The organism is Spirosoma sp. 48-14, assembly GCF_001898575.1.
In the GTDB taxonomy this organism is placed as follows: Bacteria; Bacteroidota; Bacteroidia; order Cytophagales; family Spirosomataceae; genus Spirosoma.
Map to the genome: position 1 here is coordinate 1 of NZ_MKUD01000060.1, position 15,542 is coordinate 15,542.

The following is a 15,542-nucleotide window of genomic DNA, read 5'->3' on the forward strand; positions in this document are numbered from 1 at the left end:
ACAGATGGGCTTTTTCATTACCGAACCCAACGGGGGTGATTATTTGATTTCGCTCAAGAAAGATCGTAGTCGCTCCACGAACGAAGTCATCGATGACTTACGAAGCAAAATAGAAGCCACCCAGCCCGGTCTGACCGTTGATTTTGGTCAGGTAATCGGCGATATGCTCGGCGATTTGATGAGCGAACCAAACCCCGTCGAAGTAAAGGTATTTGGTGACCAACCTGCTGAACTCCGTCCGCTGGCCGACAAAATCAGTGATATCGTGACCCAGGTGCCCGGTACGGCTGATGTCTTCAACGGCATCACCATTGCTGGTCCCTCGGTAGTGTTCAGCCCCAAGTCCAGCGCCTTGCTCCAATACGGCCTGACACCCCTCGACCTGCAAAACCAACTGACGACCCGGCTGATGGGTAATGAGGTCGGTAATATTCTGGAAGGCAATCAGTTTATCAAAATGCGGCTAAAATATCCGGGTACGGGCAGCGATTTACAGCTTCTTAAGCAAAGCCCTGTTTTTACCGCCGATGGCCGCAGCCGACTTCTTTCCGACTTCGCCAACATACGCGTTGATTCGGGTACGGCTGAGATTCAACGGGAAAACCTGCAACCCATGGTCTCCGTCACATCCAGTCTGGCTAATCGCGATTTGGGCAGTGTTATCAAAGAGATTCAACAGAAAGTAAGCAATGGTGTAACGCTGGCATCTGGTCAGCATATTGAGTATGGTGGGGCCTACGCTCAGCAACAACAATCGTTTCGCGAATTACTGCTCATTCTTGTTTCAGCTTCACTGCTTGTGTTCATTGTATTGCTGTTTCTATTTCGTGATTTGAAAGCCGCCGGGCTCATTCTGTTCATTTCTATCCTCGGCGTTTCCGGGTCTTTTATTGCCTTATATATCACCCAAACTCCACTCAATGTGGGTAGCTATACGGGCATTATCATGATTGTCGGCATCATTGCCGAGAACGCCATTTTTACCTTTCAGCAATTCTCCATTCACCACCAGACGGCCCCGGTTGCTGAGTCGATTGAGTTTGCTATTTCGGCTCGGATTCGCCCTAAACTGATGACAGCCACCAGTGCCATTATTGCACTGATGCCGTTAGCCTTGGGCATTGGCACTGGTGCTCAACTCCACCAGCCGTTAGCCATTGCCGTAATCGGTGGTTTCTGCGCTGCACTGCCGCTACTACTCCTGATTTTTCCTGGTCTATTACGATTAGCGTATAAAGATGAACGAGTTAATTAACCGATTGTAACACCAATAAACTAAATCAAAGTTGTATGAAAACAGTCTGGATTTCTGCAGTATGCCTGTTTGTAACAGGCTCACTCTTTGCCCAGTCGGCGAATTATCACCTCGTTAAGAAGACGACTATCGGGGGTGAAGGTGGCTGGGATTATCTGCTGGCCGATCCCGTAGGCAGTCGACTTTATGTTTCGCATGGGACTCAAGTTGAAGTGCTCGACCTAAAAAGTCATGAGAAAGTAGGCGTCATCACCCCCACCCCTGGAATTCATGGAATTGCCGTTGTGCCGGGTACAGCTGTTGGCTATACGACCAACGGTCGCCCAAACACGGCTACCATGTTCGACACGAAGTCCCTGAAAGCCCTGAAAGAAATTCCGACGGGTAAAAAACCGGATGCGATTATGTATGACGCTTTTTCGAAGCGGGTCTTCATCTTTAACAACGAAGGAGCCAGCGTCACTGTATTAGATGCAGCTACTGGCAACGTAGCGGGTACGGTCGAATTGGGAGGTGCGCCCGAAGCCGCTGTCAGCGATGATCACGGAACGATTTTCGTGAACCTGGAAGACAAAAATGAGATTGCTGTTTTTGATGCCAGGTCATTGGCGGTAAAGCATCATTGGAAGTTAGGCAAAGGAGAAGAACCGACTGGCCTGGCTTTTGACAAACCTCATCACCAATTGTTCAGTACTTGCAATAAGGTCATGGTTGTGCTGGATTCGCAATCGGGCAAGGTGCTGGCAGAAGTACCAACCGGTAGCGGAACGGATGGAGCTGTGTTTGACAGCTCGACAGGATCGGCTATCAGTTCCAACGGCGAAGGCACACTAACCGTTGTGAAGGAAGTAAAACCAGGAAAATTCGAAGCCATCCAAACAGTAACAACAATGCGGGGTGCCCGCACGATCACCATCGATCCATCGAGTCATCACATTTTCGTAACAACTGCGGAGTATGGTCCAGCCCCAGCCGCTACAACCGAAAATCCACACCCTCACCCTGCGGTAAAGCCGGGTACGTTCATGGTGCTCGAGTACACGGCTAACTAATTATCAAAAGATTACACAATCCCTTAACTAGTGAGCAAAGCTGTTCTAGGTTAGGGGATTGTGAACCCAACTTCGAAAAAGACCCTACCAAGGTTCAATTGGGAACGTTAAACCAAGATACAGGAAATCACTCCGGTTACGAAATCGATCATTGTGAGTAACTTGATCTGGATTACTCAGGACCATTTCTGTACTTATCCATTGATAGCCTACCTTTAGCCTAAGTTGGTCTGCCAGACGAAACCGAGCATAGACCTCTGTACTGAGCATTCCGTAATCATTATCCCCCAACAGCCGCAGACTAAACCGATGAGGAGTTGCCGTTTGCATAGCGTAGGCTCCCTGAAAGGGTTTCAGGCTGCTTCGACCTGCCGAATCGGTCAGCGTAAAAAGACCTGTGGAAGAGCTCACCAGACTTGTTCTGGATTTGCGAAAGATGGTAAAGCCTAATAGATCCAGGCTCGCTCCCAATTCCAATCGACCCAAGTGTACTTCTGTTCGAATGCCAATCGTAAGCGCGGTTTGCCCTACCTTATTAAATCGGATGGTATCCATATTTTGCTCCAGCAGTGGAGTAAACAAAGCACCTAATCCCGTTTTGCCCCGGGTTAATCGTGCTGGAGCGGTGTAATAATCCAGATTTTGCCCGTAAAAACTGGATAGCCGTCCGGTCCATCCGATAAAAATGGTCTTACTCTGGGCCAAGCTGATCAACTCGTAATAGGTTAGAGAGGAATTGATGGAGCCGCTCTTAAAGGCAACGCCTACGTCAACGCCCCCACTCAAGCCGTGCTGGGCAGTGGGCTGACTTAGCGCGGGGACGACCATAGTGATTAAAAATCCGAGCGCGAATAATTTTCTGCTCAAACTAAAAAGAAGAACCGGCCTATAAGTCCGGTTGTTGCTTGTCTTCATTTCTACAATGCGAAAAACTTCCTATCTACATTAGTTAACCTTTCTATTCTTTAGTACGTACTCGACGGGCAAAAGGTGGGGTATTGATGACCAAATGACGAAAATGGCAAGACTACTGAATCCGGTAGCCTGTGTCATTGAAGCTCAAATTACGGGTCAACTCTAAAGAAATTTTGAAGTTTTCGTCGCCTTAGTTTAGTCGAAGATTACTTGCCAAATGGCTCAAGAACTCAAGTTGTTTGGCGAGTAACTAACCCCACTATTTACCCATTGTGTGCGTACTTATAAGTGGGACCATCTGGGAGGCTAACCCCGGCTTTTTGAGAATCAGCTGGACCATTTTTCACTTGCCTTATCTCAATGGATGACTAGTCAGGGGAATCGTCGAGCACACTAAAAGCATAAATCCGAATGAAAAATGAAATAGCCCAAACAGACGATGAAAATAGTGACCAGAAGTATCTACCCTATCTTGTCTTTTTGGCCCGTGCGCTATTGGCCTGGGCTTTATTTCGGTATGGCTAAGCCAAGTACGGTCAACGTTTTTTCTGGATTTGGTAACCCGTTTTCGGCTACAATTCCTGGCATCGAATGCTGGCCTAAACATCATTACGCATGAACCGAACCGTTTGGCTGATCGTCACCTTAATGGAATTAAGTCAAATTGGCTACGCACAGCCAGCTGACGACTGGCATCTTGAGAAAGATAAAGATGGTATTCGTGTTTACTCACGGCATTTGACCGGTAGCCGTCTAAAAGAATTGCGCGTACAATGCACCTTTCAGGGTACGCTATCGGCCCTGGTGGCTATGCTCTCCGACGTTGAAAACTATCCGAAGCTCATGTACAAGACGAAAACCGTCAGGCTCTTGCGTCGAGTGAGTGAGACCGACCTGTATTACTATATTGAAACAGAATTACCCTGGCCCGTCGACAATCGGGATATGAATGTGCATTTGACATTTTCACAGGACCCACTCACGCATACCTTGCAGATCCGGATCATCAAAGCCCCCGATGAGGTTCCTCCCCAGCCCCACGTTGTCCGCGTAACTGAGTGGTCGGCCATCTGGCAGGTGCACCCGGAACCCAATCAGCTGTTATTAATCGAGTATCAATGCCGCGTTGATCCGGGCGGAAGCTTGCCCGCCTGGCTTATCAATTTAACGGCAGCAAGTGGGCCCTTTGAATCGTTTAAACTACTTCGAAAAACGATACTTGACACACATTATCAGGGCCGTAGATTTAGCTTCCTGGCTGAATAAGGTCACTGCCTATTCTGATGACTACGTTTATTTCCCCAGTCGATAAAAAATCTGGAGATTGGCTCCCCAGGAAAGGTCGTCCCGTTTGTAATCAACCGGTCGAAGTTGTGGACTGATAAAGGGCCCCGCTCGGAACTGCCACTTTCGCCAGGATCGTTCCAGAGCAGTGCTCAGTAGGAGGTTGTCGATAGTGTGCGTATGCTCTTTACTGCGAGTTAACTCGTGTTCAGACGATCGGCTGTTTTCCCGATAGTCAAAACTAACGGCACTTCGTCCCCAAAGATTTAGCTCTGTGCCAAGTCCTAATCGTAGCCCCCATTGCCGTCCAAATGGGTAATGATAAGCTATCTGGAAGGGAATCTGAACGAGTAACGTTATCTGTTGAATATCCTGAATGGTCGATGACAAAGGAACCTGTGACGCATACGTTTCCCGGAAATCCACTTTTTGATGTTCGTTAAAGTCCTGTTCGTCCCTGTAGTGAAAACCCTGATTATAGCCGAGTTGTAATCCAGTCTGAACGCTCCAATGGCGATTGAGCATGATTTCACCCAGCAGGGCGCCCCGCGCCTGGTCGCTGCCGCCCACTAGCCCTGCTCCTATTCGGTACTGTGCGTTGGGAACGGTCAAATTAGGCATCGTCAGGTGCCAAGTTCGACGGGGAGCTTTACCGGATACTTCGCTTTTAGGAACGATTAGCGATTGACTGGGCGAAATGATCGCCAATCGATTTGACGTAGTACGCGTTTGCTGACTAATTAACGGTTCGGCTATAATCAATTGACGATCTATAGTTGACATTAATTCACTCGAACCAGGATTCTCTGGAATGGCGGGTGTAAATCCTGTTGTTGGCGGTCCTTCAATTTTTCGTTGCTTCTGCCTGCGCGAATGATTCATTGCTAATCCTTCATTTCTAGTATTACCAACAGGTGTTTGCCCTTTGCTAAGGTCAGTTTGCCTTCTAACAGTTGAGCGATGGGTATTTGGCCGGGTAGCCGGTGACAGACTACTAGTTGGAGAATGGCCTCCGACCTCTTCAGTTCCCGTAGGTATTGACTTCAGTAGTGTTTCTGATCTTGTAGTATTTTCTGTCTTATCCGTAGCTGAATGATCTCTCGAAGCAGGTGGCAAAGAGGCTACTGACTCATCAGATTCTGTGCGTACCTGATTGAATCGTTCACGTCCTTGACTTCGCTGATTATGGCTAGGCGATGGATTAACCATGACCTGTTCAGTAGACCTTGACTCTATACGAGGGGGAACTAACTCTGCTCGACTAGAAATACCTCCCTGTACAGGCTGGGGTAATTTCGGGTGCTCCATAGCTATCGAACCCATAGGCTGAGTTTCCGTTGACTTTCCCTTAGCTGACTGCGCCATGGTATTTTGGCGGCTGGTTTCTGCTAAGGAATCAGGCAATGCGATCGACTTAATAGCATTGCTCGATTGGGTAATGTACACCGTGTCACGGATAATTTTTTCACTGAATGCAGGTTGATCAGCTGGACGATGAACCAAGGAATCGAGAGATGACTGTAAATGAGTATTCCGATAGTTTTGGAAAACGTTATACGTGATTGAACCGATTAGTAGTAGACCAATTCCCCCATATAGCAATAGCTTACCCCAATCTAAACCAAGAAATCCAGGTTTGTTGGCGTTCACGAAGCTTTGTATACGTTCGACTTCACCGGGATCAACCTCGGCGGGCAGGCTCAGCAATTTGCGCCGGAATTCCTCGTCAAATTGATCAGTTTTCATTGAATCGGTTTTTGGGCCAGGTATACTGCTGATACAAGGCCGGATAGTATAGTTTTACCATGTGTTGCAATTTACGACGGGCATCACGCAGGTTCGATTTAGAGGTTCCCTCTTGAATACCAAGCAGATCCGCAATTTCACGATGAGAGTAACCTTCTACCACAAACAGGGTGAAAACCATACGGTAGGCGGGTGGCAACTGTTGCACCATCGCCAGAATCTCTTCCCCCGAAATAGCCGCAATCACATCGTCGTTCCAATCAATGACTTCCAATTCATCCAAACCAAGTTGGTTTGTCCACTTTTGCCGTTTCCGGTAATAATCAACCGCCGTATTGACTAAGATAGTTCGTAGCCAGGCTTGAAAGGGCTGCGTTGAATCATACCGTTCCAGGTGCGTAAATACCTTTAGAAACCCTTCGTTAATTATTTCTTCCGTTTCGTGTGGGTTGGCCGTATAGCGCTGACAGACTCGTTTGGCAAAGCTTAAAAACTGGCTAATCAGGGTCCGCTGCGCCCGGTTATCACCAGCCCGACAGGCCATTAGCACGCTGGCCAGATCATCTTCCGAGAAGCGGGGGTTCTTTTTAAACAACAAAAGCTGCGCAGATTACAGTGTGACCAACCATTTATCAGTACGAAGACTGTCTGACTAAAGTGGGGTGGGAATCTGAAGTTTTTCTGAAGTTTTTTTTGAGAAGCTACCCCACCAGCATGCTGATCGCTCCGTACTAGTCAGTGAAGAGTATTCAATCTTTATTACTAATTTTTTATGAACGCAACTCACCGACTTAGTGGACTCGCCTTGTGTATGAGCCTGTTGAGCATGCCACTTGTATATGGCCAGGACAACATCATTCTGAAAAACGGCTCTGAAATTCAAGCTAAAGTGCTGGAAGTTTTACCCGGCCAGATTAAATACCGCCGTCAGGATAATCCTGATGGGCCGGTTTACACGACTGGCACTTCAGATGTTTTATTGATCAAATATGCTAACGGTACCAAAGATGTACTCAATCCGTCCGCCAGCCGAGCCTCACGCATGGTACCTAATGCTTTACCGCTCACTGGGTCTGGAAATACCAATGCAATAGGTACGCCAGCGATCAATCGATTGGGCTATCATACAGGCCTGTTCAGCCGGTATTTTACCAATGGAACCGGTGAACGGGTTAATAATTCAGTCGTACATACCTTGCTGCTTGATCATCCCGATGCAATGCAGGCGTATCAGCGAGGGCAATCCCTTCGCCATTGGACCTATGCGACAGCAGGTACTGGTATTGCCTTAATCGGCGCTGGAGCGGTAGTTGCGCTGGTAGGCGACGGAAGCTTTGGTGGCAATGAAGGCCATCGTCGAGACACTAGTATACCCAATTCAACAACTGACCAGAACGGGAAAAGTGGATCTGACCGGCATGGTGATTTTGGCTCGACAGAAGTAGGCGTAGCACTGGCCGGAGGTGGGGTTTTACTCGGTGTGGCTGCGCTGATCCTCGATCACCGGGCTACGGTACAGTTTCGACGAGCCGCTGACAGATACAATTCCACACAACCAGCCACCAGCCTCCGAATCGGACCGAGTCAGCGCGGACTGGGCGTTGGTCTAGTCTATACATTTTAATGCCAATTCTACCATCCCGCCGGATATGCCCATTCCGGCGGGATCTTTCATAAATTTCCTCCTGTCTATGCGCGAAATCTCTACCCGTTTTTTCTAATCTAATTTTCATTTAACGGTTGATTTACGCATGAAAAACACATGGTATGTATTGCTGCTCGGGGTGACAATCGCAGCCTGTTCGAAATCAAATGATCCCACGCCTGATGCGGGTAGTCAGGTAGCAGGAACCTATACGATGAGCTATGTCGAAGCCGACTCGGCAGGCGTCGTTTTGTATAAATACACGCTTCCGGCCACCAATACAGCGGGCACTCAAACCTTATCAGGCTTACTGACGGCTCGGCGTGACTCGGCCAATGCCGTCTTTCTGACTCAAACCATCAAATTAACGGGGCAAACTGACCAAACGAGCGTCATTGGTGAGATCAGCCTGCGGTCAAATGGATCGGGATACGATATGTACCTGAGTAATCAAAAAATCGGGACGGCTGATGGCAAAACAATCAGTATTGACGATCAACAGACAGACGCTACGACGGGTACAAAGTACAGGGACGTAATTACTGCGGCTAAATAGGTTCGCTATTCATCCACCAAACGTGACTATTTCTCCCTTAGCCCATGTTACAAGCGATTGCCTTAGATTCGGACACCAATGCGCTAGATCGACTGAATTCGTATTGTCAGCAACTGGATACGCTTGTCCTTACCCAAACGTTTACCGATCCCTCCCAGGCTCGTCTTTATTTACGGCACCAACCCGTTGATTTGGTTTTGATGGATATTCAACTGCCCACTGAATCAGGTGTGGCGTTCTGGCAATCCATTCGAAAACAACGAAAAGGCCATAATGAGCTTGGTATACAGTCGTTGCCGATGGTCATATTTACGACATCAACCCGCGAATACGCCCTGGTTAGCTATGAGTTGGAGGCTATTGACTATCTACTAAAACCGTTTGACTTTACCCGGTTTAGTCAGGCCGTTCAACGGGCCGTTACGTATCGAAACGGGCAACGAAACTCCTCTCCTCTACCAGCCTATCTGGCTGTGCGGGTTGATGCGGGATTAGTTCGGATAAAGCTCACTGATATTGCGTGGATTGAAGCGGTAAGCAACTACCTGAAAATTTACCTGTCGGACCAGCGATTCTTGCTCGTGCGCATGACGATGAAGGCTATTCTTCAAGAACTGCCTACCAATGACTTTATTCGTGTCCATCGCTCCTATATTATTCCCATTCACCGGGTACAGGCGGTGCACAATAAGCTCATTCGAATTGGCGAAAAACAAATCCCACTCAGTAGTAACTATGACGAAGAATTTGTGTCGATTTTACGAACGTATCAGCCTTCGTCCCAGTTTTCGGCCCTTTCGTCACATAGACAATCGCCATTGCAACAGACTTATGGGATCGTCCGTACTAGCTAGAAAAGAAGGTTACCGCCAAATTTAGTAAAACAAACACAACTAATAGTCTATGAAACATTTGCTTTTGGCCCTTACGACGGCCTTATTACTTACAGGTATCATTGCAGCCTGCACGCAATCCAATGTAGACCCGACATCATCCACTCTAGCCAACGCCCGCATTGCCTCGGTCACTAGCTCCTCGGCCGTAAGCGGAACCTGCGTGAAAGGGAGTAGTGAAACCGTTGTCAGTGCGTCAAGTCTACCAGCCGCCGTGCTGACTTACCTGAGCACAACCTATCCAGGTTATACGTTGGTACAGGCTGAACAGGGGACAAATCTCAACGGTGGAGCGACATATTATGAAGTCAAGTTTACTTACAACGGTGCAACGAAAGAACTACACTTTGACATGACGGGAGCCGTCGTGGCTGAGAGTGCTCGCGGAAAGGGTAAAGATAAAGGCGGGTCAGGCGGTAACTCGGAAGTAGTCATTACCGCTGATAAGTTACCAGCGGCAGCACTGACTTATTTGAGTACGAACTTTTCGGGTTATACACTAGTGCAGGCTGAACAAGGTACAAATAGTAGTGGAGCGACCTACTATGAAGTCAAGTTCACCTACAACGGTAAAACCAAAGAGATTCACTTTGATGCCAATGGCGCTTTGCTCTAGCGGGCAGTTTTTTCATACGTTCGGTTTTGTTTAGGAATTAGGTATCGCTAGAAACGCCAGGTCGCTTGATCTGGCGTTTTTTTAAATAGACATCTTACTATATTGAAAATTAGGTAGTTACAATCCCATACATCTACGTGTCTTTTGTTACTAACCAATCGCTTATGACTACGTTCACCCACCTTTGCCGATACATAAACCAGCAATTTACCTTACCCGTTGCCGGAATCAAATTGTCTCACCGCTTGCAAAAAGATTTAAGGCTGAACGAAATTGAAGTAACGGAAGTTGTCGTTTTCCTGGAATTATTGTTCGGGTTGACCTTACCTGATGAAGCGCTAACAACGTCTCTTTCAGTGGGACAATTGTGTAAACTCATTGAGCAACATCCAGCAAAAGAACAAGGCGACTCGGCCTTTCTGATTTATCGAAATCCCCGGCAGGTATTCTCCAGAGCCAGTTAATGGGGTATTCGCGCCTACTAAAATCCAGTTCTATGGCTTTCCTAAGAAGATGGTTTTCAGTCTATCGGTTCTTCAGCAGTATCTGTTAACCAAGCATGGCATTCTCCCGGAACGTGTGGGTTGGCACACGCAGTTCGGGCACGATTTAGGGTTGAACCAATCCGATATTCAGTGCCTAGTGGAAGAGATCATACAGCTCATGAACGGAGCGATTTACGTGGATACAGATCATCATCTCAACGAAGTTTTGGATTTGGCGATGTATGTTCTGCTTCGATCCAATCAAGAACTCACGCGCTTGCCAGACTCCGATCTAACCTTTTCCGCTTATTTGTCCAAACTCCCCAGTTCAGCAACTTCAGATTGTTTTAAGTTTTCCCCTTTAGCTTGCCATACAGGAACGTGTAGAAACTGCTTTTCAACTAAAAAATCGGACGGTGAGTATGGAACGTAATGCTGTATCTCAAGCAATTGGCCTGCTTTTGTTTATTGTCTTAATCAGTAGTTTAGGCATCCATGGATGCCAACCAGTTATTTCGGTGCCCAGGGCAAACTCAACCCCAAAGGGCTTACCGATCAAAGAACTCTCTAATAGTTTGACGTTTTTTGCGATGGGTGACTGGGGAGTCTACGGCCAGTTACACCAGCAATTGGTAGCCAACCAGATGGAAACCTACGCAGCGGAATTGGCCCCCACATTCCTCATTTTGGCCGGTGATAATTTTTACCCGGCAGGGGTTAGCAGTAATACAGATCTCCAGTGGAAGGTGTCCTTTGAGAACGTCTATACCGGTCCGCACCTACCGTCCTCATTCTACATAGCACTGGGGAATCACGACTATCAGGAGAGTGTCCAGGCGCAGATTGACTACGGCCGTCAACATACTCGCTGGTTTATGCCTTCCCGGTATTATACGCAACGGATAGCCATCAACAAGCAGAGTGCGCTGCGGCTAATCGTCATTGATACCAATCCATTTGTTCAGGAATACCGGGCTAATACAGCAACCTTTCCCGACATCTTGCAGGATACGGGAAAGCAGGTAAAATGGATTGATAGTGTACTGGCCAATGCCTCAGAACCTTGGAAAATCGTAGTCGGTCACCATCCTTTGTATTCCGTGGGGGGCGATCATGGCAACCAACCCGAATTACTACAACAACTTGGACCGCTGTTAAAGAAATACGGCGTTCAATTGTATTTGTGTGGCCACTCTCATACGCTCCAGCATTTGGCGCCAGTAGGTCAGACAGACTTTATTATATCTGGGGGAGGTGGAGCTCCTTTAGGACCGATCGCCGATTCAACAAAGGCCCAGTTTGCTCGGTCGAGTGGTGGCTTTTCCGTCTTTTCGCTGAATACAGACAGTTTACGCATGGGCTTTATCGATACCAACGGAAAACTACTTTACCGTTGGCAACGAGGCAGAACTCGGTAAACTCAACCTCTCGTAGCGTCAATCAATATCCCGGCGATACGTTGCCAGAAATCCGCCAATTGCCACTACTGCAAACGTGAGTAACCCAGCCCACACGTAGCCGTTAGTCCAATTGGTTGCATTCGCCTGATCGCGGATAGCGAGATACACCCAGAGGTAAGGCGATACGTAGCTGTAGGCCCAGGATTTGACAACAATACCAATCACGCTGACGAACACGCCAAAAGCGGCTGGAATAATAAAATTGCGATACCGAAAACTTAGGTAAAACTGGATGGCTGTCATCCCGAGACCAATCAGGAACGTTTTCACTACGTTTCGCACCAAAAACCAACTGTCCGTTGACGGATCGATGCCTAATTCCGGTTTCAGCCAATAGAGCAGCCAACCTGCTAACTCCGTACAAAGAATCAATCCCAATGTGCTAATAAGAAATAAGCCCACAAAAAAGAACAGCTTACTGAAATAGATGCTCCATTTGGGGAGAGGTAAACTGTAAATATGTTTCCAGGCGTTGGCCTGATGTTCCAGCGCCGTGACTAGGGCCGACTGCAAACTGATATACATCGGCAACATCAGCATCGTCCACATCACTAGCATATGGAAGATAAAATGTTGCCAGGGCGTGTGCGATTGTCTTACCCGGAGAATATCATCTCCATTTACCGCATAGGCCGTTATGTCCAGCCCTGCCGTCAATAGAGGCACAGCCAGCGCAAGCCAGAAAACCAGTGTATGTCGGGCTTTACGCTGTTCTACCTCTACCCCACGAATTAAATAGCCAACTGAAGCATCTATCATTTTTTTGCATTGGTTAAGTTTAAAAATAAATCTTCCAAGTTATTCCGCTGGGTCTGTAGACCATATACGTCGATGCCTTGTCCGACCAGGAGTTGATTGATTCGGGCCAGCTGACTAGGCTCATCAACCCTTAATTCTACTCGTCTGGATGCTGTTTGCTGAGCCGTATAGGCTGCGCTCGCTAGCAAGGTAATCGCTCGCTCAGGTTCAGACGTTTGGATGACGACGTGGGATGGATGCACCTGTTGAAGCTCTTCTGTCGTTCCCTGAAACAGCAGACGACCTTGGTTAATGATAGCCAGATGGGTCACTATTTTTTCGATTTCGCTCAGCAGGTGCGATGAAACAAAAATCGTTTTACCCTCGTCCCGGTTGAGCCGTAACAGCAGGTCCCTCATATCGCGTATTCCAGCGGGATCGAGACCATTGGTGGGTTCATCTAAAATCAACAGTTCTGGATTATTCAGCAGACTCATCGCTAGACTTAACCGCTGTTTCATGCCCAGTGAGTATTCCCGTACTGCCCGGTGTGCATCCGCCGTAAGCTGAACAATGTCCAATACCTCATCAATGCGCCTTGATGGAACCTGAAGCAGCAGCCGGGTCAAATTCAGGTTGGCATATCCTGACAGGTGAGGATACAAGGAAGGTGATTCAATCAGCGCTCCAACTCGCCGGAGAATCGACAGCCGATGATCGTTGATGGGCTTGCTAAATACAGAAATGTTGTTTTCAGGAGAGCGAATTAGCCCGAGCAAGAGTCGGATTGTCGTGGTTTTTCCCGAGCCATTCGGTCCCAGAAAACCGAAAATACTGCCCTTCGGCACTATTAACGATACGTCATTAAGCACAGAACGATTGCCAAATGAATAGCTAAGGTGAAGCGTTTGAATGATGGATGTCAACATGGTTCTCGCTGGTTTCGGCTCAAAACAATCCGATCATTTCCAGATGAAAAAAGGAATTTGGCCAATAGGTAAAACGCATCGACCAACTCCCAATCTGCCTCGTTTAAAAAGTTCGTCGATAAAAAAAGCCAGTTAAGCGATAAAAAGTAACGGTCAAGGGTAAACGTATCCGACCTTAAAAGAGAATTACTAAACTCGTACTCAAATGGCTATTCTTTTTCCAAACGACCGTTTCAAAGGACTACTGCACTATGGCCTGCCGATGCTACATGGCCTGGGTTGGTTGTTCTACGTCAGTATGGTTCTCTATGTCGTCATACCACGGGTGAGTTTTCCTTTTTTTGTCGCGTATCACGGCTGTTACCTGCTAAGCCAGGCTATTGCTTTCTACGCAGCTTACCTCTACACAGTCCCCCAGTTGCTGGCCAGGCAAAAATTTATTCCCTTTTGGTTAGTTACCTTACTACTGCTGGTTGGACTGTCGGCCCTAACGGTGCTTTTTTACAATTGGATGAGTCACCAAACGTCAAGTACTGAATTTCAGGCTGCTCCCCTCACGTTCCAAAAACGAACACCAGCCCGACTGTTAGGCTTAGTAATCGTGACGGGCTTAGCCCTGTTCAGTCGGCTTGGTATTGATTGGATTACTAACAGACAGCAACAGACAGAGCGCGAAAAAGATAACCTCCAAATCGAACTGGCCTTTCTAAAAGCGCAACTCAATCCGCATTTCTTGCTGAATACACTCAATAGCCTGTATGCTCTCGCCTTAAAGCAGTCCCCTCAAACACCTGAGGTGATTATGAAACTCTCGCAGTTGATGCGGTATTTACTGTATGAAACAACTGATGAACGAGTCCCCTTAACAAAAGAACTGGAGGCTATTCAGCACTATATCGATTTACAGGAGCTGCGCTTATCAGCCCCGAAGGCCGTTTTAAAGGCGTCAAGAGGGCCCATAGAAACCACCCAGCTTGCGCCATTTCTCCTGCTGCTCCTGGTCGAAAATATGTTTAAGCATGGCCGATTGCCGATGGACATTGAGTTAGTAGTGACCGATCACATGTTGCATTTTCAGACCCGAAACCGCATGCGCGATCCTTCCCTTACTGATTCGGTAGGCGGTATCGGTTTGACCAATTTACGCCGACGGCTTGCTTTATTGTATCCGTCCCGGCACGAATTAGTCTGTACCTCGCAAAATGGTTTTTTTCACGTATCGTTAACGTTTAACTGGTAATCTTAGAAACGTATGATCCGATGCATTGCCGTCGACGATGAAGTGCTAGCGCTGGAAGTCATCGAGAACTATGTTGAAAAATTACCGGACCTGGAGTTGATACGAACCTGCCAAAGTGCCTTGAGTGCGCTCCAATTATTGACGCAAACCCCTATCGATCTGATGTTTTTAGATATCAACATGCCGGACTTAACGGGGCTACAACTTTTGCGTACCCTAAAAGACCCACCCGCTGTGATTCTGACAACGGCGTATCCGCAATATGCTTTGGAAGGCTTCGAACTGGATGTTGTCGATTACCTGATTAAGCCGATTCCATTTGACCGCTTTGTCAAAGCCGTTCAGCGGGTAAGCAACCGCCTGCAAAATGCTGAGCCTGTAGCCGATAAGGCCATCGAAACAGCGTCGGTGGATGAGCCGGAATACATCTTTATCAAAACGGAATACAAAACTGTTCGAATCGATGTGAAGGACATTATTTATCTGGAGGGGATGAAAGACTACGTACGCATTCACACCAGCCAAACCTGGCTAATGACGCTTTTGTCCTTAAGTAAGCTGCTGGAAAAATTACCTGCCCGTCAGTTTGTTCGAGTCCACCGATCCTACATTGTCGCGGTAAGTCGAATCGATAGCCTCGAACGTAACCGAATCCGCATCGGTCAGGTGCAACTTCCCATTGGCGAGTTATACCGGGACGAATTAATGAAACGAATTGGTTAAGGCAT

General features: G+C 47.6%; 16 protein-coding genes. 11 read left to right on the plus strand and 5 right to left on the minus strand.

Annotated elements, in window-relative coordinates; all coding sequences use genetic code 11:
- Positions 1 to 1,255 (plus strand): efflux RND transporter permease subunit (locus BGO59_RS26885; RefSeq protein WP_293688851.1); only part of this gene is annotated, 1,255 nt, incomplete at its 5' end.
- Between the two features lie 35 nt (positions 1,256 to 1,290).
- Positions 1,291 to 2,307 (plus strand): YncE family protein, encoded by a 1,017-nt coding sequence (locus BGO59_RS26890; protein ID WP_293688853.1) that lies wholly within the window; start codon positions 1,291 to 1,293, stop codon positions 2,305 to 2,307.
- 84 nt (positions 2,308 to 2,391) lie between these two features.
- Here BGO59_RS26890 and BGO59_RS26895 read toward each other — a convergent pair whose 3' ends face one another.
- A complete protein-coding gene (locus tag BGO59_RS26895) occupies positions 2,392 to 3,135 on the minus strand; it encodes a hypothetical protein (protein ID WP_293688855.1) in 744 nt (247 codons plus the stop codon).
- 702 nt (positions 3,136 to 3,837) lie between these two features.
- Here BGO59_RS26895 and BGO59_RS26900 point away from each other — a divergent pair.
- A complete protein-coding gene (locus BGO59_RS26900; RefSeq protein WP_293688857.1) occupies positions 3,838 to 4,488 on the plus strand; it encodes an START domain-containing protein in 651 nt (216 codons plus the stop codon).
- A 27-nt stretch (positions 4,489 to 4,515) separates the two neighbouring features.
- On the opposite strand, the gene BGO59_RS26905 is transcribed toward BGO59_RS26900, so the two are convergent.
- Together BGO59_RS26905 and BGO59_RS26910 are read right to left on the minus strand one after the other, a co-directional pair.
- The gene (locus BGO59_RS26905; RefSeq protein WP_293688859.1) at positions 4,516 to 5,388 is read right to left on the minus strand and encodes a hypothetical protein; all 873 of its coding nucleotides are present in this window, start codon (positions 5,386 to 5,388) and stop codon (positions 4,516 to 4,518) included.
- Positions 5,389 to 6,241: 853 nt separating this feature from the next.
- Complete coding sequence (locus tag BGO59_RS26910) at positions 6,242 to 6,850, minus strand: sigma-70 family RNA polymerase sigma factor (RefSeq protein ID WP_293688861.1); 609 nt, start codon at positions 6,848 to 6,850, stop codon at positions 6,242 to 6,244.
- A 174-nt stretch (positions 6,851 to 7,024) separates the two neighbouring features.
- Here BGO59_RS26910 and BGO59_RS26915 point away from each other — a divergent pair, with 174 nt between their 5' ends.
- From BGO59_RS26915 to BGO59_RS26940, 6 genes are all read left to right on the plus strand, one after another.
- On the plus strand, positions 7,025 to 7,876 hold the full coding sequence (locus BGO59_RS26915) for a hypothetical protein (protein ID WP_293688863.1): 852 nt from the start codon (positions 7,025 to 7,027) through the stop codon (positions 7,874 to 7,876).
- 127 nt (positions 7,877 to 8,003) lie between these two features.
- A complete protein-coding gene (locus BGO59_RS26920) occupies positions 8,004 to 8,453 on the plus strand; it encodes a hypothetical protein (protein WP_293688865.1) in 450 nt (149 codons plus the stop codon).
- Between the two features lie 44 nt (positions 8,454 to 8,497).
- A complete protein-coding gene (locus BGO59_RS26925) occupies positions 8,498 to 9,307 on the plus strand; it encodes a LytTR family DNA-binding domain-containing protein (RefSeq protein WP_293688866.1) in 810 nt (269 codons plus the stop codon).
- Positions 9,308 to 9,356: 49 nt separating this feature from the next.
- Positions 9,357 to 9,962, plus strand: coding sequence for a PepSY-like domain-containing protein (locus BGO59_RS26930; protein ID WP_293688868.1), 606 nt, complete (start codon positions 9,357 to 9,359; stop codon positions 9,960 to 9,962).
- Between the two features lie 164 nt (positions 9,963 to 10,126).
- Positions 10,127 to 10,426, plus strand: a complete 300-nt coding sequence (locus BGO59_RS26935; RefSeq protein WP_293688870.1) for a hypothetical protein — start codon at positions 10,127 to 10,129, stop codon at positions 10,424 to 10,426.
- Between the two features lie 443 nt (positions 10,427 to 10,869).
- Entirely contained in the window at positions 10,870 to 11,865 is a 996-nt protein-coding gene (locus BGO59_RS26940) for a tartrate-resistant acid phosphatase type 5 family protein (protein WP_293688872.1), read from the plus strand.
- An 18-nt stretch (positions 11,866 to 11,883) separates the two neighbouring features.
- Here BGO59_RS26940 and BGO59_RS26945 read toward each other — a convergent pair whose 3' ends face one another.
- Positions 11,884 to 12,666: an ABC transporter permease gene (locus BGO59_RS26945; protein ID WP_293688874.1), complete on the minus strand. Its 783-nt coding sequence runs from the start codon at positions 12,664 to 12,666 to the stop codon at positions 11,884 to 11,886.
- Positions 12,663 to 13,574: an ABC transporter ATP-binding protein gene (locus tag BGO59_RS26950; RefSeq protein ID WP_293688876.1), complete on the minus strand. Its 912-nt coding sequence runs from the start codon at positions 13,572 to 13,574 to the stop codon at positions 12,663 to 12,665. Before BGO59_RS26950 ends, BGO59_RS26945 begins: the two co-directional genes overlap by 4 nt.
- 205 nt (positions 13,575 to 13,779) lie before the next feature.
- On the opposite strand from BGO59_RS26950, the gene BGO59_RS26955 reads away from it, so the two are divergent.
- Together BGO59_RS26955 and BGO59_RS26960 are read left to right on the plus strand one after the other, a co-directional pair.
- The gene (locus BGO59_RS26955; protein WP_293688878.1) at positions 13,780 to 14,814 is read left to right on the plus strand and encodes a sensor histidine kinase; all 1,035 of its coding nucleotides are present in this window, start codon (positions 13,780 to 13,782) and stop codon (positions 14,812 to 14,814) included.
- Between the two features lie 12 nt (positions 14,815 to 14,826).
- A complete protein-coding gene (locus BGO59_RS26960) occupies positions 14,827 to 15,537 on the plus strand; it encodes a LytTR family DNA-binding domain-containing protein (RefSeq protein ID WP_293688880.1) in 711 nt (236 codons plus the stop codon).
- Positions 15,538 to 15,542: the final 5 nt, after the last annotated feature.

Bases quoted from the DNA above. Each gene is read 5' to 3' on its own strand.
- BGO59_RS26945 (WP_293688874.1), bottom strand. From the start codon at position 12,666: ATGATAGATGCTTCAGTTGGCTATTTAATTCGTGGGGTAGAGGTAGAA.
- BGO59_RS26900 (WP_293688857.1), top strand. From the start codon at position 3,838: ATGAACCGAACCGTTTGGCTGATCGTCACCTTAATGGAATTAAGTCAA.
- BGO59_RS26960 (WP_293688880.1), top strand. From the start codon at position 14,827: ATGATCCGATGCATTGCCGTCGACGATGAAGTGCTAGCGCTGGAAGTC.
- BGO59_RS26925 (WP_293688866.1), top strand. From the start codon at position 8,498: ATGTTACAAGCGATTGCCTTAGATTCGGACACCAATGCGCTAGATCGA.
- BGO59_RS26940 (WP_293688872.1), top strand. From the start codon at position 10,870: ATGGAACGTAATGCTGTATCTCAAGCAATTGGCCTGCTTTTGTTTATT.
- BGO59_RS26895 (WP_293688855.1), bottom strand. From the start codon at position 3,135: ATGGTCGTCCCCGCGCTAAGTCAGCCCACTGCCCAGCACGGCTTGAGT.
- BGO59_RS26955 (WP_293688878.1), top strand. From the start codon at position 13,780: ATGGCTATTCTTTTTCCAAACGACCGTTTCAAAGGACTACTGCACTAT.
- BGO59_RS26950 (WP_293688876.1), bottom strand. From the start codon at position 13,574: ATGTTGACATCCATCATTCAAACGCTTCACCTTAGCTATTCATTTGGC.
- BGO59_RS26920 (WP_293688865.1), top strand. From the start codon at position 8,004: ATGAAAAACACATGGTATGTATTGCTGCTCGGGGTGACAATCGCAGCC.
- BGO59_RS26915 (WP_293688863.1), top strand. From the start codon at position 7,025: ATGAACGCAACTCACCGACTTAGTGGACTCGCCTTGTGTATGAGCCTG.
- BGO59_RS26905 (WP_293688859.1), bottom strand. From the start codon at position 5,388: ATGAATCATTCGCGCAGGCAGAAGCAACGAAAAATTGAAGGACCGCCA.
- BGO59_RS26930 (WP_293688868.1), top strand. From the start codon at position 9,357: ATGAAACATTTGCTTTTGGCCCTTACGACGGCCTTATTACTTACAGGT.
- BGO59_RS26935 (WP_293688870.1), top strand. From the start codon at position 10,127: ATGACTACGTTCACCCACCTTTGCCGATACATAAACCAGCAATTTACC.
- BGO59_RS26890 (WP_293688853.1), top strand. From the start codon at position 1,291: ATGAAAACAGTCTGGATTTCTGCAGTATGCCTGTTTGTAACAGGCTCA.